21 protein-coding genes and 1 tRNA gene are annotated in these 24,847 nt (G+C 71.8%); 10 read left to right on the forward strand and 12 right to left on the reverse strand.

All coding sequences use genetic code 11. The annotated features are described in order from the left end of the window. Nucleotides 1-172: 172 nt before the first annotated feature. The gene (locus tag I5Q34_RS18895; protein ID WP_199893507.1) at nucleotides 173-1,042 is read right to left on the reverse strand and encodes a hypothetical protein; all 870 of its coding nucleotides are present in this window, start codon (nucleotides 1,040-1,042) and stop codon (nucleotides 173-175) included. Between the two features lie 238 nt (nucleotides 1,043-1,280). Between I5Q34_RS18895 and I5Q34_RS18900 the strand changes: the two genes are divergently transcribed. From I5Q34_RS18900 to I5Q34_RS18915, 4 genes are all read left to right on the forward strand, one after another. Beyond that, nucleotides 1,281-2,078: a serine protease gene (locus I5Q34_RS18900; RefSeq protein ID WP_199893508.1), complete on the forward strand. Its 798-nt coding sequence runs from the start codon at nucleotides 1,281-1,283 to the stop codon at nucleotides 2,076-2,078. Between the two features lie 274 nt (nucleotides 2,079-2,352). After that, nucleotides 2,353-2,907, forward strand: coding sequence for a hypothetical protein (locus I5Q34_RS18905; RefSeq protein WP_199893509.1), 555 nt, complete (start codon nucleotides 2,353-2,355; stop codon nucleotides 2,905-2,907). Nucleotides 2,908-3,038: 131 nt separating this feature from the next. Continuing rightward, nucleotides 3,039-3,722 (forward strand): response regulator transcription factor, encoded by a 684-nt coding sequence (locus tag I5Q34_RS18910; RefSeq protein WP_199893510.1) that lies wholly within the window; start codon nucleotides 3,039-3,041, stop codon nucleotides 3,720-3,722. A gap of 74 nt (nucleotides 3,723-3,796) precedes the next feature. Then, nucleotides 3,797-4,978: a sensor histidine kinase gene (locus tag I5Q34_RS18915; protein ID WP_199893511.1), complete on the forward strand. Its 1,182-nt coding sequence runs from the start codon at nucleotides 3,797-3,799 to the stop codon at nucleotides 4,976-4,978. 57 nt (nucleotides 4,979-5,035) lie between these two features. Here the strand turns inward: I5Q34_RS18915 and I5Q34_RS18920 are convergent, their stop codons facing one another. Together I5Q34_RS18920 and I5Q34_RS18925 are read right to left on the reverse strand one after the other, a co-directional pair. Next, the gene (locus I5Q34_RS18920) at nucleotides 5,036-5,326 is read right to left on the reverse strand and encodes a hypothetical protein (RefSeq protein WP_199893512.1); all 291 of its coding nucleotides are present in this window, start codon (nucleotides 5,324-5,326) and stop codon (nucleotides 5,036-5,038) included. Nucleotides 5,327-5,632: 306 nt separating this feature from the next. Further along, the gene (locus I5Q34_RS18925; RefSeq protein WP_199893513.1) at nucleotides 5,633-7,387 is read right to left on the reverse strand and encodes a beta-galactosidase family protein; all 1,755 of its coding nucleotides are present in this window, start codon (nucleotides 7,385-7,387) and stop codon (nucleotides 5,633-5,635) included. Between the two features lie 143 nt (nucleotides 7,388-7,530). Here I5Q34_RS18925 and I5Q34_RS18930 point away from each other — a divergent pair, with 143 nt between their 5' ends. Together I5Q34_RS18930 and pepN are read left to right on the forward strand one after the other, a co-directional pair. After that, on the forward strand, nucleotides 7,531-7,842 hold the full coding sequence (locus tag I5Q34_RS18930; RefSeq protein WP_199893514.1) for a chorismate mutase: 312 nt from the start codon (nucleotides 7,531-7,533) through the stop codon (nucleotides 7,840-7,842). Nucleotides 7,843-8,186: 344 nt separating this feature from the next. Then, nucleotides 8,187-10,691 (forward strand): aminopeptidase N, encoded by a 2,505-nt coding sequence (pepN, locus tag I5Q34_RS18935; RefSeq protein WP_199893515.1) that lies wholly within the window; start codon nucleotides 8,187-8,189, stop codon nucleotides 10,689-10,691. 108 nt (nucleotides 10,692-10,799) lie between these two features. On the opposite strand, the gene I5Q34_RS18940 is transcribed toward pepN, so the two are convergent. After that, a complete protein-coding gene (locus I5Q34_RS18940; protein ID WP_199893516.1) occupies nucleotides 10,800-11,354 on the reverse strand; it encodes a F0F1 ATP synthase subunit B in 555 nt (184 codons plus the stop codon). Between the two features lie 253 nt (nucleotides 11,355-11,607). On the opposite strand from I5Q34_RS18940, the gene I5Q34_RS18945 reads away from it, so the two are divergent. Beyond that, nucleotides 11,608-13,050: a lysine N(6)-hydroxylase/L-ornithine N(5)-oxygenase family protein gene (locus tag I5Q34_RS18945; RefSeq protein WP_199893517.1), complete on the forward strand. Its 1,443-nt coding sequence runs from the start codon at nucleotides 11,608-11,610 to the stop codon at nucleotides 13,048-13,050. On the opposite strand, the gene I5Q34_RS18950 is transcribed toward I5Q34_RS18945, so the two are convergent. Continuing rightward, nucleotides 13,006-14,826 carry a bifunctional UDP-sugar hydrolase/5'-nucleotidase gene (locus I5Q34_RS18950; protein ID WP_199893518.1) on the reverse strand — a complete coding sequence of 607 codons (1,821 nt, stop codon included), beginning with the start codon at nucleotides 14,824-14,826 and terminating at the stop codon, nucleotides 13,006-13,008. The genes I5Q34_RS18945 and I5Q34_RS18950 overlap by 45 nt on opposite strands. Nucleotides 14,827-15,027: 201 nt before the next feature. On the opposite strand from I5Q34_RS18950, the gene I5Q34_RS18955 reads away from it, so the two are divergent. Together I5Q34_RS18955 and pyk are read left to right on the forward strand one after the other, a co-directional pair. Further along, complete coding sequence (locus tag I5Q34_RS18955) at nucleotides 15,028-15,726, forward strand: SIMPL domain-containing protein (RefSeq protein ID WP_199893519.1); 699 nt, start codon at nucleotides 15,028-15,030, stop codon at nucleotides 15,724-15,726. A gap of 144 nt (nucleotides 15,727-15,870) precedes the next feature. After that, nucleotides 15,871-17,292 (forward strand): pyruvate kinase, encoded by a 1,422-nt coding sequence (gene pyk / locus I5Q34_RS18960; RefSeq protein ID WP_199893520.1) that lies wholly within the window; start codon nucleotides 15,871-15,873, stop codon nucleotides 17,290-17,292. Between the two features lie 14 nt (nucleotides 17,293-17,306). Here pyk and I5Q34_RS18965 read toward each other — a convergent pair whose 3' ends face one another. Beyond that, entirely contained in the window at nucleotides 17,307-18,095 is a 789-nt protein-coding gene (locus I5Q34_RS18965) for a helix-turn-helix domain-containing protein (protein WP_199893521.1), read from the reverse strand. A gap of 87 nt (nucleotides 18,096-18,182) precedes the next feature. Beyond that, nucleotides 18,183-18,268 (reverse strand) — tRNA-Leu (locus tag I5Q34_RS18970). Between the two features lie 88 nt (nucleotides 18,269-18,356). Between I5Q34_RS18970 and I5Q34_RS18975 the strand changes: the two genes are divergently transcribed. Next, nucleotides 18,357-19,013, forward strand: coding sequence for an ANTAR domain-containing response regulator (locus tag I5Q34_RS18975; RefSeq protein WP_199893522.1), 657 nt, complete (start codon nucleotides 18,357-18,359; stop codon nucleotides 19,011-19,013). A gap of 61 nt (nucleotides 19,014-19,074) precedes the next feature. Here I5Q34_RS18975 and I5Q34_RS18980 read toward each other — a convergent pair whose 3' ends face one another. The 5 genes from I5Q34_RS18980 to I5Q34_RS19000 form a co-directional block, all read right to left on the reverse strand. Continuing rightward, on the reverse strand, nucleotides 19,075-19,791 hold the full coding sequence (locus tag I5Q34_RS18980; protein WP_199893523.1) for an ABC transporter ATP-binding protein: 717 nt from the start codon (nucleotides 19,789-19,791) through the stop codon (nucleotides 19,075-19,077). Further along, nucleotides 19,788-20,609: an ABC transporter ATP-binding protein gene (locus I5Q34_RS18985; RefSeq protein WP_199894249.1), complete on the reverse strand. Its 822-nt coding sequence runs from the start codon at nucleotides 20,607-20,609 to the stop codon at nucleotides 19,788-19,790. The genes I5Q34_RS18980 and I5Q34_RS18985 overlap by 4 nt, the downstream gene beginning before the upstream one ends. A gap of 44 nt (nucleotides 20,610-20,653) precedes the next feature. Then, nucleotides 20,654-22,378 carry a branched-chain amino acid ABC transporter permease gene (locus I5Q34_RS18990; RefSeq protein WP_199894250.1) on the reverse strand — a complete coding sequence of 575 codons (1,725 nt, stop codon included), beginning with the start codon at nucleotides 22,376-22,378 and terminating at the stop codon, nucleotides 20,654-20,656. 5 nt (nucleotides 22,379-22,383) lie between these two features. Beyond that, nucleotides 22,384-23,313: a branched-chain amino acid ABC transporter permease gene (locus I5Q34_RS18995; protein WP_199893524.1), complete on the reverse strand. Its 930-nt coding sequence runs from the start codon at nucleotides 23,311-23,313 to the stop codon at nucleotides 22,384-22,386. A gap of 83 nt (nucleotides 23,314-23,396) precedes the next feature. Further along, nucleotides 23,397-24,611: a branched-chain amino acid ABC transporter substrate-binding protein gene (locus I5Q34_RS19000; RefSeq protein ID WP_199894251.1), complete on the reverse strand. Its 1,215-nt coding sequence runs from the start codon at nucleotides 24,609-24,611 to the stop codon at nucleotides 23,397-23,399. Nucleotides 24,612-24,847: the final 236 nt, after the last annotated feature.

Genomic DNA, 24,847 nt, shown 5'->3' on the forward strand with positions numbered 1-24,847 from the left:
TGGATTGGCGCGCCGAATTCAGCCCGTCCGGCGTTTGAGGACGAACGCGGCGCAGCCGCGTTGCCTCCGCGCGGAGCGCGCGAGAAACGGTGAAAGGGCGGGCGGCGCAGCCGCGTTGCCTCCGCGCGGAGCGCGCGAGAAACGGTGAAAGGGCGGGGCGGGGAGCAATCCCTCACGTGTCGCACTCCGCGACACCCCCGCACACACCGCACCGCACCCGCACCCGCCCCACGCACCCCACCCGAAGCCACTGCCGGCACGTCGGGCACGGGAAACGGACCCGCTGCGGGTCGCCCTCGAAAACGTAGGCGGCGGGCGCCGACGACACCCCCGCCCGCCGGTCCCGCGCGTACCGGTGCCGTCCCAGCCGCCCCGCCCCCGCCAGCGGCGCCCGCCGCTCCTCGTTCCGGGCCCGCCGCGCCCCGGCGGCGTACGCGTCGTACGCCCGCGGGCTGGTGAACCACGGCGCGGGGTCCTCCCCGAAGGCCCGTGCCCGCAGGGCGAGGACGTAGCCGAACTCCTCCGGCGTGAGGTAGCCGAGCTTCTGCGTGGTGAGCGCGTCCTCCCGGTACGCGTCGAGCAGCAGCCACCCAGCCCCGAGGTACGCGGACACCGTGTCGGTGAGGATCTCGTTGTCGCGGGTGCCGGTGAAGGCGAGCCCGAGCCGGTGCAGGAAGACGTGGGTGACCTCGTGGGCGAGGGCCGCCCCGATGTCCCGGCGGTGTTCCTTGAAGCGCGTGTTGAGCTCGACGAAGTACTCGGGCCCGGCGGCGAGTTCGACGCTGCCCGCGTGCCGCATCCCGTGGAAGGTGACGATCATCCGCGCGTCCGGCAGCCGCAGGTGCCGCACGATCGCGCCGGCGACGCGCTGCACGCCGAGGTAGGGGTCCTCGTCGTCGGAGAAGGCGACGTCCGCCGGGGGGACGCTCAGGACGAAGTCCCGCACGCCGGCCGCGGAGAGGCGCCGGTACAGGGCGGTGACCGCGCGGTGCACCGTCGTCAGGTGCGGGAACCCGTGCAGGATCTCGACGTCCGTGCCCACCGGCCACCACCGCCCCGTTCCGGGGCCCGGAGCCCCGCCCCTTCCACTCTACGGGCCCGGCCCTCCCGACCGAACGGTCCGTACGTACTGGCCGGAACCGTCCTTGTCGCGGGAACCGCGCGCTCCGATACTCGCAGCGCGCCCACCCGGGTCACTGTGTGACACACGCATCGGCGACCGTCGTGTGCCTTGTCATGAACCTGGCGAAAGCGCCCAACCTCCCACGAAAGGACGTCCCTTGCGCATCCACACCACGGCAGCGAAGAGATGCCTCGCGGTCGGCGCGGTGGCGCTCGCCGCCTTCAGCCTTCAGCCGGGCGGCGCCCAGGCCGCCCCGGCGAAAGAACCCGGCCCCTACGTCGTCGGCGGCGTCCCCGCCCAGCAGGGCGAGTTCCCCTGGATGGTCCGCCTCTCCATGGGCTGCGGCGGAGCCCTCTACACCAAACAGATCGTCCTCACCGCCGCGCACTGCGTGAACGGCAGCGGACCCAACACCTCGATCACCGCCACCGCGGGCGTCGTCGACCTCAACTCCTCCCAGGCGGTCAAGGTCAACTCCACCCGGGTCCTCCAGGCCCCCGGCTACGACGGCTCCGGCAAGGACTGGGCGCTGATCAAGCTCGCCAAGCCCGTCGACCTGCCCACCCTCAAGACCGCCGACACCACCGCCTACAACTCCGGCACGTTCACCGTCGCCGGCTGGGGCGCCGACAAGGAGGGCGGGGCGCAGCAGCGCTACCTGCTCAAGGCCGACGTGCCGTACGTGGACGACGCCACCTGTAACTCGGCGTACGGCGGCGGCACCATACCCGCCGAGGAGATCTGCGCCGGCTTCCTGGACACCGGCGGCGTGGACACCTGCCAGGGCGACTCCGGCGGGCCGATGTTCCGCAAGGACGACTCCGGCGCCTGGATCCAGGTCGGCATCGTCAGCTGGGGCACGGGCTGCGCCCGGCCGCACTACCCCGGCGTCTACACCAAGGTGAGCACCTTCGCGAAGGACATCGCGGCGGGCGCCGCGAGCCTGGGCGGCTGACCCCGTCCGGTCCCGAACGGCCCCCGGCCGGACTTCCGGCGGTCCCGCCGGGTGGCGGCCCGTCCGTGCGACCGCGGCAGTACGCGGACGGGCCGCCGTCATCCTTTCGGCCGAGGGACGAATGGTCGGACAGTCGAGGTGTGCGCGGCGCGAAGACCCGTAACGTGATGCACGTGCCCGTGGCGGCCCCGACGGCGAGGACGTCCGGAAGCCGCGGCGCAGGACCAGCGGCGTCGCGCCGCACCACCGGACGACCGACAGAAAGGCACCCGACGTGCCCGCCAGGACCCGCACCGCCGCCGTCACCCTCCTCGCCGCCGCGGGCGCGGTGCTCGCGCCGGTGACCGGCGCACACGCCGCGGAGAGCGGGCACCGGGACCACCCGGGCGGGCACCGGCCCGAGGTCCGCCACGAGCGCGTCCACGAACGCGTCCGGGAGGCGCCCCTCCACGGCGTTACCGTGCGGCAGCGCCCCCAGGACCACCCGGCCGGCGCCGTGGCGAAGGACCGTTCCGCGAAGACCGCCCGGCAGCAGCCGTCCGTCACCCACGGGGAGCACCGCGGCGGCGTGTCGCGCCCGGCCGCGCCGGCGGGGGCGGCGGGAGCGGCGGGAGTGGCCAAGCACCAGGCCGAGCACCCGGGCAGGCACCGCGAGGCGGCGAGCAACCCCGTACGGCGCATGGTCCAGGCCGGGCAGACGGTCAAGGGCCACCGCGACGTGGGCGGGCCGCTCGTCGCGGGCGCCGCCGCCCTGCTGGCCGTCGGCGGCGGCGCGTACGGCGTACGGCTCCTCGGGCGGCGCCGTGCCGCGGGACGGGCGGCCGGCTAGGGCGCGTCCGATGGGCCGGCACTCCGCCCGCCGCCCTGCTGTTGCGGCGCCGGGACGCCCCCGGTGACATGGAGGGACGCCCGGACACCCGGCGGAACCACTCGTACCGGCCACCCCGCGGAGGGGACGACATGGCGATCACCGTGGTCATCGCGGACGACCAGGAGATGGTCCGCACCGGCTTCCGGATGATCCTGGAGAGCCAGCCCGACATCGACGTCGTCGCCGACGTCGTGGACGGCGAGGCCGCGCTGGCCGCCGTCGAGGAGCACCGGCCCGACGTCCTGCTCCTCGACATCCGCATGCCCAAGCTCGACGGCCTGGAGGTCACCCGCCGGCTGTCCGGCCTCGCCGCCGCCGAGCCGGAGCGCGGCGGCCGCCCCCGGATCGTCATCGTCACCACCTTCGACCTCGACGAGTACGTCCACTCGGCGCTGCGCAACGGCGCCTCCGGGTTCCTGCTGAAGGACGCCAGCCCCGCCATGCTCGTGGAGGCCGTGCACGCCGCCGCCGTCGGCGACTCCCTGATCTCGCCCGCCATCACCGTCCGGCTGCTGCGCGACCTGGCCCCAGCCGGCGGCGGCACGGCCCCGGCCGTCAAGTCCCCCTCGGAACCGCTCACCGAGCGCGAGGCGGACGTCGTGCGGTGCCTGGCGCGGGGCTCCACCAACGCCGAGATCGCCGCCGAACTGTTCGTCTCCCTGTCCACGGTCAAGACCCACCTGGCCAACGTGCAGATGAAGCTCGACGCCCGCAACCGCGTCGAGATCGCCGCCTGGGCCTGGGAGAGCGGGCTGGCCACGGGCGGTCCGTGATGACCGCGGGCGGTCCCTGATGGCCGCGGGTGCCGTGACGACCATGGACGGTCCCTGATGACCGCGGGCGGCCCGTGAGCAGACGGGCCGGGCGCAGTGCCCGGCGTCCCCGCCGCGTCGCCGCCAAGGCCGCGTTCGCCCTCGTCCTGCTCGCGCTGGTCGGCTTCGAGGGGCTGGTGCTGGCCCGGCAGCCCAGCCCGCCGCACGCCATCGTGCTCGCCTCGGGCGTCGTGGTCTGCCTGTGCGCCGTGCCCTACGGCTGGATCCCGCTGGAGGTGCGGGCCGGCTTCGCCGTGGCCGTCTCCGGGACCACCTCCGCCGTCCTGATGGCCGGGCGGCACCCCGGCGCCGTCTGGGGCATGGGGGAGGACGTGGCGCTGCTCGTCCTGCTGACCGCCGTCGTCCAGCGTTCCACCGCCCGCGTCGCGGTCGTCCTCGGGCCGGCGCTCGCCCTGGCGGCGGTCGCCGCGCCGATGCGCGACCTCGCCCCGGGCCGGTTCACCGCGGTGTTCAGTGTGCTGACCGTCGTCGTGGGCGCCTACTCGCTGATGCTGCGCGGACAGGCGGTGCAGCGGGTGCGGGACATGGCCGCGGTCCGCACCGCCGAACGGCTCGAACTCGCCCGCGAACTGCACGACCTGGTCGCCCACCACATCACCGGCATCGCCGTGCAGGCCCAGGCCGCGCGCTTCACCTCGCTGGAGGGCGAGGCGGCCGGGCGGGCGTTCGAGCGCATCGAGAGCTGCGCGGGGGAGGCGCTCGGCGCGATGCGCCGCCTGGTCGGCGTGCTGCGCGAGGGCGCCGAGCCCGAGACGGAACCGGTCGCCGGCCTGCCCGAGGTGCGGGCCCTCACCGAGGAGTTCGCCCGTACCGGGCCGCCCGTCGCCCTCTACATCGAGCAGGGCATGGAGGCCTGGCTGCCCGGTGACGTCGCCGCCGCCGTCCACCGCGTCGTCCGCGAGGCCCTGACCAACATCCGCAAGCACGCCGCGGACGCCACCGCCGTGCGCATCGGCGTCCGCGGCGTCCCCGAGGGCGTCGAGCTGCGCATCGCCGACGACGGGCGCCGCCCGGCCGCCCTCACCGACCAGGCGCGCGGCGGCGGTTTCGGCCTGGTCGGCCTCTCGGAACGCGCCAAGGCCATGGGCGGACGGCTGCGGGCGGGGCCGGCACCGGAGGGCGGCTGGCTGGTGACGGCGGTGTTCCCGGTGGAACGGCGGGGCGGGGCGGGGGACGCCACGCGCGTGCAGCCGTAGCGGCCGCGGGTGCCTCGGCCATGCGCAGCGTGAGGCCGGCGAGGCCGGCGAAGGCCGTCATGCAGACGAACATCGGGACGGCCGTGTCTCGCCGCCCAGGCCGACCAGGGGCGCGGCCGCGGCGCTCAGGACGCTCCGCAGGGTGCCGAGGACCGCGGACCCGGTGCCGGCGGCCCCGGGGACGCGGCCGAGCGCGAGCGGGGCGGCGTTGACAGTCACCAGGCAGATGGCGGCGAAGACCACGTAGAGCAGGCCGAGCGCGAGGGGGAGGCTCAGCACGTCGGCCACGGCGGCCGCGCACAGGGCGGCGGAGGACAGCAGCATCACGGCCACGCCGGCGCGCAGCATCGCCCCGGCGCGGAAGCGGCCGAGAGGCGGGGCGGGCCGGACCCGCGACCCGCCCCGCGTCGGCCGCTCGTGGGCCCGGATCGCACCGTGCCGCCATGCGCGGCTGCCTCTCCGGTCGTCCGCCGCCCGCCCGGGCGGGGGAGGTGCGGGTGGAACGTGGAGAACCTGGGGAGAAGCGCCGCCGTTTGGTTCCATCCGGACGGCTTCACGTCGCACGATCTAGGGAACAACCCTCCCAACGGGGTTCCGTCCGTCGGTCACCGTCATCGGCCGGTGACCAGCGGGACGCGGACCCGGGGACGCCTCTCACCGGACGTCCCCGTCCAGTCGCGCCAATGGCTCGCCCGCCCGCTCCAACTCCAGTACCACCAGCTCGTTCCGCCCCTCGCGCAGCACCGGCCCGGGGACGTACAGCGTGTCCTGCGGTCCGGCCGACCAGTAACGTCCCGGACAGAATCCGTTGATCCAGACGAACCCCCTCTCCCAGCCCGGAAGTTCGAGCGCCGCATCGCCCGGCTCCGGCACCCGGCAGGAACCCCGGTACAGGCCCGGCCCGCTGCCGGCGACGGCCCGCCAGGGCACCGTGGCGAGCGCGTCCGCGCCCTCCAGCGCCGCCAGCCGCAGACCGCGTGCCCGGACCCCGTGCACATACGCGCCGCCGTGCGTGAGCCCGCCCGTGAGCCCCTTCGTCTCGCCCAGCCGCGGGCCGTAGTTGACCCGGCCCAGCGACTCCACCCACAGCTCCACCTCCGCCGGGCCCGCCACCTCGCCGACGAGCCCCTCCTCGGTGTCGAGCACGGCCGCGCGCACGCCGTCCACGTATGCCACCGCCCGGTCGCGCAGCCCCCGCACCCGCAGTGGGCGCGGCCCGCGCGGACCCCGCAGGGCGAAGCGGTAGCGGACCACGCCCCGGTCCACCCCGAGCTCCTCGAACGACGGCGGCAGCGGCCCCTCCGCCTCCGCCCCGCCCAGCGCGTCTATCACCTCGCCCAGCGGCGCCCACCGGTCGAGCGGCACCCGCACCGGGGCCCCCAGGACCGGGGGAGCGGGCGGCACCGGGGGCAGCGGGCCCGTCGCGTACCCGGCCAGCACGTCGCGGAAGGCGTGGAACTTGGCCGTGGGCCGCCCGTACTCGTCGACCGGCGCGTCGTAGTCGTACGACGTCACCGTCGGGCGGAGCGCCCCCGAATGCTCCTCCCCGGCACGGTTGGCCCCCGACCAGCCGCCGAAGCTCGTCCCGCCGTGCGCCATGTAGACGTTCACCGAGGCCCCGCACTCCAGGACCTCCCGCAGCACCTCCGCCGCCGTGCCGGCGTCCCGCGCCGCCGCCTCGCCGCCCCAGTGCGAGAACCAGCCGCACCACAGCTCCATGCACATCAGCGGCCCGCGCGGCCGGTGGCGGCGCAGCGTGGCGAACGCCCCGCGCGCGTCCGAGCCGAAGTTCACCGTCGCGATCGCCCCCGGCACCGTCCCGCCGGACAGCATGTGGTCCTCCGGGCCGTCGGAGGTCACCAGCGGGACGGTCACCCCCGACGCGCGCAGCCGCCGCACCAGGTGCCGCAGGTACGCCCCGTCGGAGCCGTACGAGCCGTACTCGTTCTCCACCTGGACCAGGACCACCGGGCCGCCCCGGTCCGCCTGCCGGCCCACGACCTCGTCCGCGACCGCTCTCAGCCAGCCGTCCGCCGCCCTCAGGAACTCCGGGTCGCGGGTGCGCACCCGGCGGCCCAGCCGCCCCGTCAGCCAGTGCGGCAGCCCCCCGTTCTCCCACTCCGCGCAGATGTACGGCCCCGGACGGACGATCGCGAGCAGCCCCGCCGTGGCCGCCGCGTCCAGGAACCGGCCCAGCTCGTCCAGGCCGCGCACCGCGCCCTCGGCGGGCTCGTGCCGGTTCCACGGCACGTACGTCTCCACGCAGTTGAGCCCCATCGCGCGCAGCATGCCCAGGCGGTGGGCCCAAAGGCCCTCGTGCACCCGGAAGTAGTGCAGGGCGCCCGACAGCAGCCGCACCGGGCGGCCGTCGATCCGGAACCCGTCGTCGTCGGCGGTGAACTGCGGCACGGACCCCACCCGCCCTCCCGGCACGCGCCCGCGCGGCACGGCCGCGGACATCGTCGCCCAGGACGCCCGCCGCCGTCACCGGGGCCGCCGGCCGTGACCGCTCCGTCTGCGGGGGACGCCGCTTGCGCATAGGCTCGGACACCATGAACGACAGCACCGACCTCCCCGACCCCGAGGCGCTCGCCGAGCTCTCCCGGCTGCGCGACAGCATCGACAACATCGATGCCGCCGTGATCCACATGCTCGCCGAACGCTTCAAGTGCACCCAGCAGGTCGGCCTCCTCAAGGCCGAGCACAAGATGCCGCCCGCGGATCCGGCGCGCGAGGCGCGGCAGATCGAGCGGCTGCGGGATCTGGCGGAGAACGCGAAGCTGGACCCCGCCTTCGCGGAGAAGTTCCTGAACTTCATCATCGCCGAGGTCATCCGGCACCACGAGACGATCGCCCGGGCGTAGGGGGATCGCTCCCCGCCCCGCCCTTTCACCGTTTCCACAGGGGCCGCGCCCCCGCGCCACCGCCGGGGGCCCGCGCTCCGCGCGGGTGGGCGGGGCTCCGCCCCCGCACCCCGCCGGGGGCTCCGCCCCCTGGCCCACCGAAGCGCCCTTCGGGCGCGGTCCTTCAGTCCCCCGGAGCGGGCGCCCCCCGGACGGGCCGAATCAGCCCGCCCGGCGCTTGAGGACGAACGCGGCGCAGCCGCCTTGCCGGGCAGAGGGGCACGGCCCCGGGAGAAACGGTGTAAGGGCGGGACCGGGGAAAACCCGCTTGCCGAGCCGCATACACGGTGCGGCAGCATGCCCCCATGCCCGTCCTCACACGCGCCGAAGCCCAGGCCAGAGCAGACCTGCTCGACGTCCACAGCTACTCCGTCGACCTCGACCTCACTCACGGCGAGGAACACTTCCGCTCCACCACGGTCATCCGCTTCACCGCCCGCGAACCGGGCGGCGACACCTTCGTCGACGTCCGCCCCAAGACCCTGCTCGACGCCACCCTCGACGGACGGCCGCTCGACGTCGCCACCCTCGACGACAACCGGCTGCCCCTCCCCGCGCTGACCCCCGGCGAGCACGAGCTGCGCGTCGAGGCCGGCATGGCCTACTCCCGCACCGGCGAGGGCATGCACCGCTTCACCGATCCCGCCGACGGCGAGACGTACCTCTACACCCAGCTGTTCCTGGAGGACGTCCAACGCGTCTTCGCCGCCTTCGACCAGCCCGACCTCAAGGCCGAGTTCACCGCGACCGTCACCGCGCCGCCCGGCTGGACCGTGCTCGGCAACACCGTCGCCACCCCCGTGGGGCCGCCCGCCGACGGCCGCTGGCACCTGCCCGCGACCCCGCCCCTGAGCACCTACCTCGTCGCCTTCGCCGCCGGCCCCTGGCACACCGTGCGCACCGAACACGCCGGACTGCCCTTCGCCCTGCACTGCAGGCGCTCCCTCGCGCCCCACCTGGACGCCGACGCGGACGAACTCCTCGACATCACCCGCCGCTGCTTCGACCGCTTCCACGAAATCTTCGACGAGCCCTACCCCTTCGACTCCTACGACCAGGCGTTCGTCCCCGAATTCAACTTCGGCGCCATGGAGAACCCCGGCCTGGTCACCTTCCGCGACGAACTCGTCTTCCGCTCGGCCGCCACCGACACCGAACGCCAGGACCGGGCCACCACCATGGCCCACGAAATGGCCCACATGTGGTTCGGCAACCTCGTCACCCTCCGGTGGTGGGACGACATCTGGCTCAACGAGTCCTTCGCGGAATACATGGGATACCAAGTCCTCACCGACGCCACCCACTTCAAGGGCACCTGGACCGAATTCGGCATCAGCCGCAAGACATGGGGCTACGACGCCGACCAGCGCGCCACCACCCACCCCGTGGCCCCCGCACCCGGCGCCGTCCACGACACCGGCGCCGCCCTGCTCAACTTCGACGGCATCTCCTACGCCAAGGGCGCCAGCGCCCTGCGCCAACTCGTCGCCTGGCTCGGCGAGAAGGACTTCCTCGCCGGCATCAACGACCACTTCACCCGGCACCGGTTCGGCAACGCCGGCCTCGACGACTTCATGGACTCCCTCGACCGGGCCTCCGACCGCGACGTCCACGCCTGGGCCGACCGCTGGCTGCGCACCACCGGCGTCGACACCCTCACCCCCCGGATCCGGGCCACCGAGGACGGCCGCTGGCACCTGGACATCGACCACGAAGGCGCCCGCCCGCACCACCTCGCCGTCGGCCTCTACGACCCCGACCCCGCCGCACCCGACCGGCTCGTCCTGCGCGAGCGGACCACCACCGACGTCCCCGGCGAGGCGCTCACCGGCCCCGGACCGCGCCCCGCCCTCGCCCTCCTCAACGACGGCGACCTCACCTACGCCAAGGTCCGCCTCGACCCCGACTCCCTCGGCACCGCCCTCCGCACCCTCTCCGGCATCCCCGGCCCGCTCGCCCGCGCGGTCGTCTGGAACGCCGCCCGCGACATGGTCCGCGACGGCGAACTCGCCCCCGCCGCCCACCTGGAGGCCACCCGCGCCCACCTCCCGCACGAACGGGACAACGCCGTCGTCCAAGGCGTCCTCACCTTTGCCCGGACCCAGATCGCCGACCTCTACCTCCCCGCGGAGGAGCGCGACGCCGCCCTCGCCGGCCTCCGGGAGACCTGCCACGACATCCTGCGCCGCACCGAGGACGGCACCGCCCCCGGACCGCGCCTCACCGCCGTGCGCGCCCTCGTCGACAGCACCACCGACGCCGCGCCCCTGCACGACTGGCTCCGTGCCGGCACCGTCCCCGGAGGCCCCGCCCTCGATCCCGGGCTGCGCTGGCGGATCCTGGCCCGCCTCGCCGTGCTCGGCGCCACGACGCCCGCCGACATCGACGCCGAACTCGCCGCCGATCCCGGCGCCACCGGACAGCAGGGCGCCGCGCGCTGCCGCGCCGCCCTGCCCGACGCCGCCGCCAAACAGGCCGCCTGGCACGCCCTGTACGAGGACGACTCCCTCTCCGCCTACCTGTGGACCGCCACCGCCCAGGGCTTCTGGCAGCCCGAACAGCTCGCCCTCGTCCTGCCCTACCGCGACCGCTACTACCCGGCCGTCACGGCACTCGCCGCCCGGCGCGGCACCGCCCTCGCCAACTCCGCGGGCAACCACGGCTTCCCCCGACCCCTCGTGGACCACGAGACCCTGCGCCTGGGCGAGCGCTGTCTGGAGGGCACCGGGCCCACCCCCGCACTGCGCCGTCAGCTCACGGACCGGCTCGACGACCTCCGCCGGGCTCTGACGATCCGCTACGGAGAGTAAACACCCGCCCACTGACAACGACGCGACGGAGCAGGCGGCCGCACATGACAAAGGCGCCCGCACCCCCGAGGGGGCGCGGGCGCCAGGCCCGAAAAACGCTGCCGTTCGTCAGCCGCGCTTGTCCTCGACGGCGTCCGCCGGCTGCGCCGTGCGGAGCTCCTCGAGGAAGCGGTCCACGATGCCGCTCTGCCGTGCGTAGTCCTCGACCGACTCGCCGACGATCTTGCCCGCCAGCTCCGTGGCCAGCACGCCGACCTGCTCGCGCAGCTGGGCCTCGGCCACCGCGCGCTCCGCGTCGATCATGGCGTGGCCGGCCGAGACGATCTCGTCGCGCTGGCGCTGGCCCTCGGTCCGCAGCTCGGCGATGATCGCGTTGCCCTGCTCGACCGCCTCCTGACGCAGCCGCGCGGCCTCGTGCCGGGCCTCGGCGAGCAGCTCCTGGTACTCGGCGTGGACCCGCTCCGCCTCGGAACGCGTCTCCTCGGCCTCGCCGAAGCGCCCCTCGGTGGCCTGCTCGCGCTCGGCGAGGACCTTGTTGATCCGGGGGAGGATCCCCTTCGCGATCACCGCGAAGACGAGGAAGAAGAGCACCAGCCCCAGGACGAGGGGGGCGAGATCGGGCTTGAGCGGTCCGATGTCGATAGCGAGGTTCATCATGGCCATGGGGTGCAGGGTAGTCGAAGCCGCTCCCGCGCCGCTCCCCGCACCCCGTCAGGGCCTCCGTGCGCCCCCCCGCCGCACCCGTCGCGGCCCGTCAACCGGGGCAGTACCACCATCGGGGGAAACATCCCCCACAGGGCGTCACCGGTCCGCCACGGCCGGTAGCTTGAACCGGCTCTGCAGCGCTCAACAAAAGGGGCACAGCCGGAATTTGGGGCTGCGCCCACCGCCGACCACGGGAAGGCCGCACTCCCGCATGACCAACCCCCCGTCCCCCGACCACACTCCCGACGCGCCCCTGGACCTCGCGGGCATCGGAATCGGTCCCTTCAACCTCTCACTCGCCGCCCTCGCCCACCCCGTCCCGGACCTCAGGGCCGCCTTCTATGACGAGAATCACACCTTCCGCTGGCACCCGGGACTCCTCATCGACGGCACCCGCATCCAGGTCCCGTTCCTCGCCGACCTCGTCAGCCTCGCCGACCCCACCAGCCCCTGGAGCTTCCTGAACTACCTCAAAACCCGCGAACGCCTCTACCCCTTCTACTTCGCCGAGCGCACCCACATCCAACGCGCCGAGTACGACGCCTACTGCCGCTGGGCCAGCGAACACCTCACCGGACTCCACTTCGGCCACCACATCGACGCCGTCCGCTGGAACCCCGAACGCGTCCTCTTCGAAATCGACTACACCCAGCTCGACCCCGACGGCGAAGCCGAAGCCCTCGGCCGCACCTACGCCCGCAACGTCGTCCTCGGCATCGGCACCACCCCCGACATCCCCGAACCGCTGCGCCCCCTCGCCGAAGCCCACGGCGTCCCCGTCCACCACTCCGCCGACTACCTCGACCACCGCGCCGGCCTGCTCGCCGCCGACCACGTCACCGTCGTCGGCGCAGGCCAGTCCGGCGCCGAGATCTTCCTCGACCTGCTCCGCAACCGCCCCGCCGGCCGCGAACGCCTCCACTGGCTCGCCCGCACCCCCGCCTTCGCCCCCGCCGACCACAGCCGCCTCGGCCTCGAACACTTCACCCCCGACTACGGCCAGTACTTCCACGCCCTCCCCGAACCCGTCCGCGACCAGGCCCTGCCCCAGCAGTGGCAGCTCCACGGCGGCATCGACCCCGCCACCCTCACCGCCATCCACGACGAGCTCTACCGCCGCAGCCTCCACGGCGGCTGGCCCGACACCACCCTCACCCCCGGCGTCTTCGTCCGCACCGCCGGACGCGTCGGCACCACCCGCGTCGAGCTCCACCTCGAACACCCCCAGCAGGGCACCCGCTCCCGCCTCACCACCGACGCCGTCGTCCTCGCCACCGGCTACCGCGAACGCCGCGTCGACCGCCTCCTGGCCGCCCTCGACCCCTACATCCGCCGCGACTCCGCCGGCCGCGCCCGCGTCGACGGCCACCACCGGCTCGTCCTCGACCCCCTCGTCAAGGGCTCCATCCACGTCCAGAACGCCGAAACCCACACCCACGGCGTCGGCAGCTCCGACCTCGGCCTCGCCGCCTGGCGCAGCGCCACCATCATCAACGCCGTCACCGGCACCACCCACTACCCCCTCCCCGAACGCACCGCCTTCACCACGTTCGGCCTGGAGCCGCGACCCACGCCGCGGCCCCGCACCCCGATCGGCCCGGCGACCGACTCAAAAAACCGGCGCGCCATCCCGCGTCAGCTTCCAGTCCACTGACGAGAACCGCGCGACGTCGATCACCTTCTGCGCCTTCACCCAGCCGATGATCGTGTTGCGGATCTCCTCCGGATTCGCCCACACCTGCCGGGCCCGCGCCACATGCGGGAAGTTCCCCCCGCCGCTCGCCCGGTAGTTGTTCACCGCCAGCACGAACCGCGCGGAATCCTCCAGCGGCTTCCCGTCGAACAGCAGCTTCCCGATCCGCGCACCCGGCTCCTTCGCCACGTCGATCTCGTAGGAGAGACCGCTCACCACGTCGTAGTTGTAGTCCGGGATGTTCTCGGCATTGGTCAGCCGCGCCGGGTCCACCGGCCCGCCCGCCGGCGTCCGCACGTAGTACCGGGCCGAGAACTCCAGGTACTCCCGCAGCTGGGCGCCGGTCAGCAGCCGCGCCTCCAGCGTGTTCTCGAACGGATACAGCCCCGCCACCTGCCGGACGGACACCTCGCCCGCCGGCACCGCCGCCGTCCGCGAGAAGCACGACGCCTGCGACAGCACCGGCAGCGAGGCGTACTCCGTGCCCTTCAGCGCCGCCCGCACCGTCTCCGCCTGCACATGGTTGATGAAGTCGATCACCGGCGTGTCCTTGTACGGCGCCTCCGCCGCACTCATCGCCGCGGTGGACGTCCCGATCCGCTGATTGACGTACGCCACCACCTTCTTGTGCTGACCCCGCACCAGACGCGTGACCGCGGAATCCTCCTCCACCGCATTGGAGTTCAGCACCTTCGACGACACCGACTCCACCCGCCAGCCGCCCCGCTCCCACACCAGGTCGAAGTCGAACAGCGTCAGCCGCTGCCCCCACTTGAGCGGCTCCGACAGCACCACCGGCCGGCCCGTCTCCCGGTTGACCACCCGGTACTCGGGAACCTCCACATGCGCATGGCCCACCAGAATCGCGTCGATCCCCGGAACCCGCTCCGCCACCAGAGCCGCCGCGTTCTCCACGTGCGGCAGCGCGTCACCGTACGACGACGTGCCGCTCATGCCCGAGTGCGCCGAGACGATCACCACGTCCGCACCCATCGACCGCAGCCGCGGCACCCACTTCGCCGCCTGCTCCTCCAGCCCCGGGAAGACCATCTTCCCCTGCACATTCGCCTTGTCCCAGATCGCGATCCCCGGGTTCGTCAACCCCAGCACCGCCACCCGCACATCCCGCCCGTGCGGGGTACGCATCCGCTTGATCACAAACGGCCGGAAAGCCGGCCGCATCGTCTTCGCGTCCAGCGCGTTCGCCCCCAGCAACGGGAAGTCGCACTGCCGCTCGAACTTCCGCAGCACCGGAATCCCGTAATTGAACTCGTGATTCCCCAGCGCCGCCGCGTCATAGCCCATCGCGTTCATCGCCAGCGCCATCGGATGCACCGGACCGCGCGCCCCGGTGATCGGCTCCACCCGCGCGTAGTAGTACGCCAGCTGCGTGCCCTGGATCGTGTCACCCGCATCGATCAGCAACGTGTTCCGCCGGCCCTTCGCCGCGCGGACCCGGCGCACCAGCGTGGAGATCTTCGCCAGGCCCACGTCGTTGTGCGCCTTGTCGTCGAACTCGCCGTCCGTGAAGTAATCCCAGTTGAAGACGTTCCCGTGCAGGTCCGTGGTCCCCATCACGGTGAACGCGTACCGCCTCGTCCGGCCGTGGGCGTGACCGTGGCCGTCCCGCTCCGGAGAGGCCGCCGCGGCGGGCACCGCCCCCGCCGCCCCCGTCAGAGCCACCCCCGCACTCGTGGCGGCCGTACGGCCCAGAAAACCCCTGCGGTCGATCGGCATCGAACTCCCCATCCTTCGCCGGACACCCCACGGCGCCCACCCGTCCGAACACGACACCGGAGGGCGACGGTCCACGTCACCCTCCGGTACAACGCGCGTAGATTCTGACCTCCCCGAACACTCCCTCACCACCCTCCCAAGGTTGCGATCCGATGACTCCCGTCAGTCCCCCCGGTCAACGGCGACTGGGACGCTGATCCCATGACCACACCCGAGCCGCTGCCCTACGGAACACCCGGCACCCCCCGCCTCGCCGTCCGCGGCGAAGCCCACCTCGAAGTCGAACCCGAAATCGCCCGACTCGGCATCACCATCAGCGCCCGAGGAACCGACCGTCACAAAGCCCTCGACGACCTCACCCGCCGCAACAACCACGTCATCGACCTCCTCAAATCCCACGGCGACGCCGTCGAGAAAATCGAAACCAGCACCATCACCATCACCCCCCAACTCAACGACAAGGGACGCCACGAACGCATCCGCGCCTACCGCGGACACGTCCACCTCGCCGCCACCCTCGGCGACTTCACCGTCCTCGGCGAGCTCACCACCCGCCTCGCCGACCTTGAACTCACCCGCCTCGACGGCCCCTGGTGGGACCTGCGCAACGACTCGCCCGCCCACCGCGAAGCCCGCCGCCGAGCCGTCCACGACGCCGTCCAACGCGCCCGCGAATACGCCGAAGCACTCGGCTCCCGCCTCGTCGCCCTCGTCGAACTCGCCGACACCGAAGCCGAACACGCCGGCCCCATGGGCCCCGTGCCGCGGCCCGCCGCCGGCGCCATGCGCTCCGCCGGCTACGGCGGCGGCGCGCCCGCCACCCTCGACCTCGAACCCCAGCGCCAGACCGTCTACGCCCAGGTCAATGCACGGTTGACGATGACCCCGCCCGTGCTCTGATGTCCCCGCGCGAGGGGTGCTCCACCGCTCATCGGAGCACCCCCGCGCACGTTTCACTAGTTGTCAACAAGCTTTTACCCAACGGACGTTGGGTAGTTACGGAGGCCCGATTCTCTACCGGCGGGTAGGTCATAAGGTCGTGGCATGCGCCGAGCGAAAATCGTCTGCACCCTGGGGCCCGCCACCGACTCGTACGAGCAGATCAAGGCACTCGTCGAGGCCGGCATGGACGTCGCCCGCTTCAACCTGAGCCACGGCACGTACGCCGATCACGAGGCGCGGTACGAGCGGGTCAGGAAAGCGGCCGAGGAGACCGGCCGCAACGTGGGCGTCCTCGCCGACCTTCAAGGCCCGAAGATCCGCCTCGGCCGGTTCGAGGAGGGGCCCGTACTCCTTGAACGCGGCGACCGCTTCACGATCACCGTCGAGGACGTGCCCGGCGACCGGACCTGCTGCGGCACCACCTACGAGGGGCTCGCCGCCGACGTCACCCGGGGCGAGCGCATCCTCGTCGACGACGGCCGCGTCACCCTGGAGGTCACCGAGGTCGCCGGCCCGCAGGTACGGACCGTCGTCCTGGAAGGCGGCATGGTCTCCGACCACAAGGGCCTCAACCTCCCCGGCGTCGCGGTGTCCGTCCCCGCCCTCTCCGAGAAGGATGTCGAGGACCTGCGCTGGGCGATGAGGACGGGGGCCGACATCGTCGCCCTGTCCTTCGTCCGCAGCGCGCGGGACATCGACGACGTCCACCGCGTCATGGACGAGGAGGGCCGCCGCCTCCCCGTCATCGCGAAGGTCGAGAAGCCGCAGGCCGTGGAGAACCTCGACGGCATCGTGGCCGCCTTCGACGGGATCATGGTCGCCCGTGGCGATCTGGGCGTCGAAATGCCGCTGGAAACGGTCCCGATCGTGCAGAAGCGGGCGATCAAGCTGGCGAAGCGGAACGCGAAGCCGGTCATCGTCGCGACGCAGATGCTCGACTCCATGATCGACGCGTCGCGGCCGACGCGCGCCGAGGCGTCCGACGTCGCCAACGCGGTCATCGACGGCACGGACGCGGTGATGCTCTCCGGCGAGACGAGCGTCGGCAAGTATCCGGTCGAGACGGTCCGGACCATGGGCCGCATCGTCACCGCCGCGGAGGAGGATGTCCTGGCGAAGGGCCTCCCGCCGCTGACCGAGCGCAGCAAGCCCCGCACCCAGGGCGGCGCGGTGGCCCGCGCAGCCGCCGAGATGGGTGATTTCCTCGGTGCGAAGTTCCTGGTCGCCTTCACTCAATCCGGTGACACGGTGCGGAGGTTGTCGCGGTACCGCTCACCGATCCCGCTGCTCGCCTTCACACCGGAGCCGGCGACCCGGTCGCAACTCAACCTCACGTGGGGCGTGGAGACGTTCCTGGGCCCGATGGTGCAGACGACGGACGAGATGGTCCGGCAGGTGGACGAGTACCTGCTGCGGATCGGGCGCTGCCGGAAGGGCGACATGGTCATCATCACGGCGGGCTCGCCCCCGGGGACTCCGGGGACGACGAACCTGGTGCGGGTGCACCACATCGGGGAGGGATAGCAGGGCTGGTACGGCTAGTACTTCGGGCCGATGAGGAGATCCATGAGGGCCACGGAGTCGCGGCGAGCGACGGAGATGTTGAAGGGGTCGGTGCCTCGGCGGGTCATCTTCCACTCGACGCCGACCTTGTCGAGTGTGTCGGAGAAGAGCTTGCGGATGTCGTCCGACTTGTTGGTGAAGAAGTACCGCGTGTACTCGTAGCGTTTGCGTTCCCCTGCCACGACTTTGGTCGCCCAGTTGGTGATGCGGCAGCCGTCGGAGTGGACGAGTCCGCGTATGAGCTCCCAGGGGTGCGCGTCGACGATCTTTTGTTGCCAGGCCTCCAAGGCGATCTCTCGCTCGTGCTTTTTGCCCGGACCATGCTGGGGGAACATGCACCAGAGATGTTTCGAGTAGATCTTCACGTTCTGGCAGCCGGTGCGCTTGACGCGGCACACAGAGTTGTCGGGGAAGACTGCTTGCATGGCCGCTTCACATGCGTCCATGAGGCCGGGCCAGTCATCACCGCAGGTGATCATGAGGCTGGGAACGCGGTGCTGGGAGTACTGGATGATGTGGCCGTCGCCCAGGTACAGCCCGAGCAGGTAGACGTAGGCGGCCTCATCCAGGTCCCGGCCGTGGCATCGCGGGCATTTTGGATCGGGGCGCCCTGGACATTCCCCGCGTCTGGATCGGTCCATGTGCAGCCAGTAACTGACCGTACCGACGGGGACGCCCAGTCTGCGGGCGGCTTCGGCGTTCGAGACTCCGGAACGGATCAGCTTGATCGCTTGCGCGCGCACTTCCTCGCGATGTCTCTCCATGCACGACACTCTGTGTGACGGAGAGTGCTCATGCTGTGAAGATCTGTGGAGTTCACGCGAAGGTGAAGGTCCGCTTTGTGTTGAAGGTGCCCGGTGTGGGATTCGAACCCACATGCCCGCAAGGGCACGAGTGTTTGAGACTCGCGTGTCTGACCAAGTTCCACCAACCGGGCCGGTTGCTGTCACACCATACCGTGTACATGCCGCGCCCCGCCGCTAGGTAGGCTGCTATGGCACCGCCTGCCTGGAACGAGGAGTCCCGTGAGCGCCGCCGAGCAGCCCCGCCCTGTTGACGACGAGCAGTCGCACACCCCTCCGCACACCACGCGCGTCGTGATCGCCGAGGACGAGGCCCTGATCCGTCTCGATCTCAAGGAGATGCTCGAGGAAGAGGGCTACTCCGTCGTGGGCGAGGCCGGGGACGGGGAGACGGCGGTCGCGCTGGCCCGGGAGCACCGGCCCGACCTCGTGATTCTTGACGTGAAGATGCCCGTCCTGGACGGGATCTCCGCCGCCGAGCGGATCGCCGCCGAGTCGATCGCGCCCGTGCTGATGCTCACCGCCTTCTCGCAGCGCGAGCTCGTCGAGCGTGCCCGGGACGCCGGCGCCATGGCCTACCTCGTGAAGCCGTTCAGCAAGAGCGACGTCGTCCCCGCGATCGAGATGGCCGTCTCCCGCTTCACGGAGCTGAAGGCGCTGGAGAAGGAGGTCGCGGACCTCGCCCAGCGGCTGGAGACGCGCAAGCTCGTCGACCGGGCGAAGAGCGTTCTGCAGACGCAGTACGGGCTGACCGAGCCCGCCGCGTTCCGCTGGATCCAGAAGACGTCGATGGACCGTCGGATGTCGATGCAGCAGGTGGCCGAGGCCGTCATCGAGGACGCCCGGGAGAAGAAGGCCGCGAAGGAGCAGGAGCAGTAGCAGTAGCGGTTGTTGATCGTTGAGGGGCCCGTGTCCGTCGGTGGACGCGGGCCCTTCGCGTTCAGTCCTCGCCGAGGTACGCCTTGCGGACGGACTCGTCGCCGAGGAGCTGTGTTCCGGTGCCGGAGAGGACGATGCGTCCGGTCTCCATGACGTGGCCGTGGTCGGCGAGGGTGAGGGCGGCCTGGGCGTTCTGTTCGACGAGCAGGATGGTGGTGCCGGCGGCCTTGAGCTCGCGGATGGTGGCCATGATCTTCTGCATCATGATCGGGGAGAGGCCCATGGAGGGTTCGTCGAGCATGAGGAGTTTGGGGCGGGACATCAGGGCGCGGGCCATGGCGAGCATCTGTTGTTCGCCGCCGGAGAGGGTGCCGGCGGGCTGGCGGGCGCGTTCGCCGAGGATGGGGAAGAGCTCGTAGGCGTGGCGGATGTCGTGGGCGATGCCGTCGGTGTCCTTGCGGAGGAAGGCGCCGAGTTGGAGGTTCTCGGCGATGGTGAGGCGGGGGAAGATGTGGCGGCCTTCGGGGGAGTGGGCGAGGCCGCGGGCGACGATCCGGTGGGCGGGGACGCCGGTGAGGGGCCGGCCGTCGAAGTGCATGGTGCCGGTGGTGGGGCGGAGGAGTCCGGAGAGGGTGCGCAGGGTGGTGGTCTTCCCGGCGCCGTTGGTTCCGATGAGGGTGACGATCTGGCCGGTGTGGACGGTGAGGCTGATGCCTTTGACGGCTTCGATCTTGCCGTAGGCGACGCGGAGGTTGGTGACCTCGAGGAGGGGGGTCATGGGGTCTCGTTCTCCTCGGGGTGGGTGCCGGCTGCCCGGGCGGCTTCGGCGGCCTGGACTTCCGCGGCTTCGGCCTGTCCGGGTGCGCCTTCGTAGGGGGTGCCGAGGTAGGCGGCGACGACGCGTTCGTCGCTCTGGACGGTGTGCGCGTCGCCTTCGGTGAGTTTCTCGCCCTGGACGAGGACGGCGACGTGGTCGCAGAGGTTGAAGATGAAGCGCATGTCGTGCTCGATGACCAGGACGGCGATGCCTTGGTCGCGGATGGCGAGGACGAGGTGTTCGGTGGCGCGGGTCTCCTGGGGGTTCATGCCGGCGGTGGGTTCGTCGAGGAGGAGGAGGCCGGGGTCGCTGGCGAGGGCGCGGGCGATTTCGAGTTTGCGCTGTTCGCCGTAGGGGAGGTTGCGGGCGAGGTGGTCGGCTTTGCCGTGGAGTCCGGTGAAGTCGAGGAGTTCGTGGGCGCGTTGGGTGGAGGCGGTTTCGGCGCGGCGGAAGCGGGGGCCGCGGAGGAGGGCGGAGAAGAGGCCCTCTTTGGTGCGGGTGTGGCGGCCGACGAGGACGTTTTCCAGGACGGTCATGCTGGGGAAGAGCCGGATGTTCTGGAAGGTGCGGGCGATGCCGGCCTGGGTGACGAGGTGGGGTTTAGCGGGGAGCCGGGTGCCGCGGTAGGTGACGGTGCCTTCGGTGGGGGTGTAGAGGCCTGTGAGGCAGTTGAAGAGGGTGGTTTTTCCGGCGCCGTTGGGGCCGATGAGTCCGACGATCTGGCGGTCGTGGACGGTGAGGTCGCAGGAGCGTACGGCGGTGAGCCCGCCGAAGCGCATGGTGACGCCGGTGGCGGTGAGGAGGGGTTGGGCGGTCACGGTGCTCACGCTCCCTCCAGTGGGGCGTCGTGGAATTCGAGTTGTTTCCTGCGGTCGGCGACGAGGCCCTCGGGGCGGAAGCGCATGAGGAGGATGAGGGCGACGCCGAAGAGCAGGAGTTGGTAGTCCTGCATGAAGTCCATTTTGTTCGGGATGAGGTAGAGCAGGGCGGCGCCGACGACGGGGCCGGTGATGGTGCCCATGCCGCCGAGGATGACGGCGGCCAGCAGGAAGGCGGAGTTGGGCGGGACGGTGCCGGCGAATTGGTACTGGTCGGGGGTTGCGGTGGTGATGACGTGGGACTGGACGGTGCCGGCTAGTCCGGCGAGGGCGGCGCCGAGGGCGAAGGCGAGGAGCTTGAGGCGGAAGGCGTTGATGCCCATGGCGGTGGCGGCGGTCTCGTCCTCGCGGATGGCGACCCAGGCGCGGCCGATGCGGGAGTCGGCGGCGCGGCGGAAGACGAGGACGACGGCGATGGTGGCGAGGAGCATCAGGAGGTAGTAGTTGCCGAAGCGTCCGATGGTGAAGCCGAGGAAGTCATGGGAGTCGCCGAAGTTGAAGCCGCCGATGGCGAGGTCGGGGATGTTGGGGATGCCCATGGCGCCGTTGGTGATGTCGGGGCCGGTCTTGCCGTTGAGGTTGAGCATGGTGATGCGGAAGATTTCGCCGAAGCCGAGGGTGACGATGGCGAGGTAGTCGCCGCGCAGGCGCAGGGTGGGTGCGCCGATGAGGACGCCGAAGACGAGTGAGGCGCCGATGCCGGTGAGGACGGCGGCCCAGAAGGGGAAGTGGACGCCGGCGGCGGATTCGGGGGAGCCGGAGACGAGGGCGGCGGCGTAGGCGCCGACGCCGAGGAAGGCGACGTAGCCGAGGTCGAGGAGGCCGGCGAGGCCGACGACGACGTTGAGGCCGAGGGCGACGGTGGCGAAGATGAGGATGCTGGTGGCGAGGTTGGTGTAGGTGTCGCTGGTGAGGGTCAGGGGGAAGCAGGCGGCGGCGGTGAAGGCCGCGGCGAGCGTGATGTTGCGGTGCCGGGCGGTGAGGGTGCTGATGCGTTCGGTGAGGCCGGAGCGGCCGAGGGCGGCGAGTCCGGCGACGGCCAGGAGCAGGTAGCCGACGAAGAGTTCGCCGTATTCGGCGTCGACGCCGTAGGTGAAGAGGAGGAGGCCGACGGCGAAGGCGGCGGCGATGAGGAGGATTTCGGCCCAGGCGGGCAGGGGTGTGGCAGGGCGCGGGCGGCCGGTGGTGAGGCTGTGGCGGAAGCGGTGCCAGGGGCCGGTGGGCGCGTCCGGGGCGAGAGGGCGGTCGGGGGGCAGGGCGAGGGCGCCGAGGAGGGTGAGGAGGGCGGCGGCTCCGGCGATCCAGCCGCCGGGCTCGAGGTTGACGAGGCCGCCGAGTTGCTCGGCGATGGCGCCGAGGGTGTACCAGGTGGCGGCGAGGGTGCCCAGGGCGAGGAGGAGGGTGGGCGCGGTGGTTCCGGCGGGGGCGAGCCAGCGCAGTCCGCGGGGGCGGTGGCCGGCGAGGACGTGGAGGAGGGTGAGGGCGGCGCCGGCAAGGGTGATGATCTGGAGGCCGCCGGGGTAGCCGGTGACGGTGAGGTTGCCGGGGAAGGCGGTGGTCCAGGTCCAGGCGAGGAAGGTGGAGGCGAGGGTGAGGGCGGCGCCGGCGGCGGTGATCAGCCGGGCCGGGCCGGCGGGCAGCGGGAGGAGCGGACTGCGGCTGGTATCCATGGCGGTCACGCCCGGTCCGCGACGCGTTCGCCGAGCAGGCCCTGGGGACGCAGCAGCAGGACGAGGATGAGCAGGACGAAGGCCCAGACGTCCTTCCAGGAGCCGCCGCCGAACTGGGACATGCCGGGTATCTCCTCGATGTAGCCGGTGGCGAGCGCCTCCGCCACGCCGAGGACGACGCCGCCGAGCATGGCGCCGTAGATGTTGCCGATGCCGCCGAGGACGGCGGCGGTGAAGGCCTTGAGGCCGGTGATGAAGCCCATCCGGAAGTCCACCTGTCCGTACTTGAGGCCGTGGGCGACGGCGGCGACGGCGGCGAAGGCGGCGCCGATGGCGAAGGCGATGACGATGATGCGGTCGGTGTTGACGCCCATGAGCCTGGCGGTGTCGGGGTCCTGGGCGGTGGCCTGCATGCCGCGGCCGGTGCGGGTCCTGGCGACGAAGAGGCCGAGGGCGAGCATGCACAGCGGTGCGGCGACGAGCAGGAAGATCTCGCCGCGCTGGACGGTGGCGCCGAGGAAGTGCAGGGATTCGCCCTTGAACTGGGGGAAGACGCGGGCCTTCTTGGCGTCGGGGTACCACTTCCAGATGGCCTGCTGGAGGGCGATGGACAGGCCGATGGCGGTGATGAGGGGGGCGAGGCGGGGGGCGCCGCGCAGCGGCCGGTAGGCGAAGCGTTCGGCGGCGACGGCGACGGTGACGGAGGCGGCGATCCCGCCGAGGATCATGAGGGGGAGGGCGAGTGCGAGGGCGGTGCCGTCGGGGAGGGCGAGGTGGGCGGTCAGGGCGCCGAAGCCGCCGACCATGAAGATCTCGCCGTGGGCGAAGTTGATGAGCTGGACGATGCCGTAGACCATCGTGTAGCCGATCGCGATGAGTCCGTACATCGCGCCGAGGATGAGTCCGTTGGCCAGCTGCTGCGGCAGTTCGTGCACCGCCGGGCCTCCGTGGGTGGGAAGGGGTGCGGGCGGTCGGCGCGGGCGGTCGGCCCGCGCCGCGGGTGCGCCGGGTGCGTGGGTCAGCGCTTGTACTCGGCGCTGTGGCGGGCCTTCCAGGCGTTGCCCTCCGCCTGGTAGGCGGTGATCATCGTGTTGGTGGTGTCGCCGTACTTGTCGAAGGAGATGGTGCCGGTGACGCCGGAGAAGGAGACCTTGCCGAGGGCCTGGACGACCTTGGCGCGGGCGTCGTCGGGCAGTTTGCCGCCGTTGTCGGCGACGACGGCCTTGAGGGCCTGGACGACGGCCCAGGCGGCGTCGTAGGTGGCGCCGCCGTAGGCCTCGTAGCGGTCCTTGTAGCCGGCGGCCTTGTAGTCGGCGATGAACTTCTTGGCGGAGTTGAGCTGTTCGACGGGTTTGCCGACGGAGGTGGCGTAGTCGCCGGCGGACTTCTTGTTGAGGCTGATGTAGTCGGCGCTGTACATGCCGTCGCCGCCCATGAGCGGGACGGTGACGCCGCTCTCCTTGAGCTGCTGGCTCAGTGGTGCGGCGGCGGGGTATTCGCCGCCGTAGAAGACGAGGTCGGGGCGGGCGCTCTTGGCCTTGGAGACGATGGCCTTGAAGTCGCGGTCCTCGGGGTTGACGTGTTCGGTGCCGACGATTTTTCCGCCGAGGGAGGCGAACTTCGCGGAGAAGGCGGACGCGAGGCCGACGCCGTAGGTCTTCTGGTCATCGATGACGTAGGCGGTCCTGGCCTTGATCTGGTCGTGGGCGTACTTGCCGCCGAAGGCGCCCTGGACCTCGTCGGTGGTCGCGGTGCGGAAGTAGGTGGTGAACTGGCGCTTGCGCTTGTCCTGTTTCCAGTCCTTGCCCTGGGTGAGGTCGGGGGTGGTGTTGGCGGGGGATATGAGGGCGATGTTGCTGGACTGTGCCACCTGCTGCATGGACTGGGCGACGCTGGAGTTGAGGGGGCCGATGATGGCGACGGCCTTCTTGTCGCCGGCGAGCTTGGTGGCGTTCTGCTGGCCCGAGGTGGGCTGGGCCTGGTCGTCCAGCGGGTTCAACTCGAAGGTGACGCCGGGGACTTCGTTGCTCTTGTTGGCGTTGGTGACGGCGAGGTGGGCGGAGTTCTTGATGCCCTGGCCGAGGGCGGAGAGGTCTCCGGTCAGCGGGGCGTCCAGGCCGATGACCACGGTGGTCTTCTTGTCCTTGTCGCCGTCGCTTGCCTTGTCGTCGCGGGAACCGCAGGCGCTCAGGCCGAGCGCTCCGGCCGTGATCGCGGAGGTGAGGAGGAGCAGGGAGCGGTGTCGCACGGTGAATCCTTTCCCTGGCGCGGCGGCTTCGCTGAAGTGCCGTGTCGCTCGCCGGGCAACGGCGAAAGGTGGGTAGGTGGTGCGAACCGCCCGGCGGGGTGGTGAATGGCCGTGACTCTAGGGCTGTGCGACGTGCCGGGGCAGAGGTGACGCCCATGCTGTGACTGTCTTGTTATGACGCAGATCACGTTCCGCTTCGCGCGGTCGGCAGGGACGTCGTC

The sequence above is a fragment of the Streptomyces sp. AV19 genome (assembly GCF_015999245.1).
Lineage (GTDB): Bacteria > Actinomycetota > Actinomycetes > Streptomycetales > Streptomycetaceae > Streptomyces.

Bases quoted from the DNA above. Each gene is read 5' to 3' on its own strand.
- I5Q34_RS18910 (WP_199893510.1), top strand. From the start codon at position 3,039: ATGGCGATCACCGTGGTCATCGCGGACGACCAGGAGATGGTCCGCACC.
- I5Q34_RS18920 (WP_199893512.1), bottom strand. From the start codon at position 5,326: ATGCTGCGCGCCGGCGTGGCCGTGATGCTGCTGTCCTCCGCCGCCCTG.
- I5Q34_RS18930 (WP_199893514.1), top strand. From the start codon at position 7,531: ATGAACGACAGCACCGACCTCCCCGACCCCGAGGCGCTCGCCGAGCTC.
- pepN (WP_199893515.1), top strand. From the start codon at position 8,187: ATGCCCGTCCTCACACGCGCCGAAGCCCAGGCCAGAGCAGACCTGCTC.
- I5Q34_RS18940 (WP_199893516.1), bottom strand. From the start codon at position 11,354: ATGGCCATGATGAACCTCGCTATCGACATCGGACCGCTCAAGCCCGAT.
- I5Q34_RS18945 (WP_199893517.1), top strand. From the start codon at position 11,608: ATGACCAACCCCCCGTCCCCCGACCACACTCCCGACGCGCCCCTGGAC.
- I5Q34_RS18950 (WP_199893518.1), bottom strand. From the start codon at position 14,826: ATGCCGATCGACCGCAGGGGTTTTCTGGGCCGTACGGCCGCCACGAGT.
- I5Q34_RS18955 (WP_199893519.1), top strand. From the start codon at position 15,028: ATGACCACACCCGAGCCGCTGCCCTACGGAACACCCGGCACCCCCCGC.
- pyk (WP_199893520.1), top strand. From the start codon at position 15,871: ATGCGCCGAGCGAAAATCGTCTGCACCCTGGGGCCCGCCACCGACTCG.
- I5Q34_RS18965 (WP_199893521.1), bottom strand. From the start codon at position 18,095: ATGGAGAGACATCGCGAGGAAGTGCGCGCGCAAGCGATCAAGCTGATC.
- I5Q34_RS18980 (WP_199893523.1), bottom strand. From the start codon at position 19,791: ATGACCCCCCTCCTCGAGGTCACCAACCTCCGCGTCGCCTACGGCAAG.
- I5Q34_RS18985 (WP_199894249.1), bottom strand. From the start codon at position 20,609: ATGCGCTTCGGCGGGCTCACCGCCGTACGCTCCTGCGACCTCACCGTC.
- I5Q34_RS18990 (WP_199894250.1), bottom strand. From the start codon at position 22,378: ATGGATACCAGCCGCAGTCCGCTCCTCCCGCTGCCCGCCGGCCCGGCC.